This window comes from Escherichia sp. MOD1-EC6162 (genome assembly GCF_002965125.1).
GTDB classification, from domain to species: Bacteria; Pseudomonadota; Gammaproteobacteria; order Enterobacterales; family Enterobacteriaceae; genus Escherichia; species Escherichia marmotae.
Map to the genome: position 1 here is coordinate 1 of NZ_PTSB01000099.1, position 273 is coordinate 273.

The window sequence follows — 273 nt, forward strand, 5'->3', positions numbered from 1 at the left end:
TCCCCCCATATTCAGACAGGATACCACGTGTCCCGCCCTACTCATCGAGCTCACAGCATGTGCATTTTTGTGTACGGGGCTGTCACCCTGTATCGCACGCCTTTCCAGACGCTTCCACTAACACACACACTGATTCAGGCTCTGGGCTCCTCCCCGTTCGCTCGCCGCTACTGGGGGAATCTCGGTTGATTTCTTTTCCTCGGGGTACTTAGATGTTTCAGTTCCCCCGGTTCGCCTCATTAACCTATGGATTCAGTTAATGATAGTGTGACG

The 273-nt window shown here is 53.1% G+C and carries 1 rRNA gene; it reads right to left on the reverse strand.

What is annotated here, in order from left to right:
• Positions 1-273 (reverse strand): 23S ribosomal RNA (locus A9587_RS24330); the annotation flags it as partial.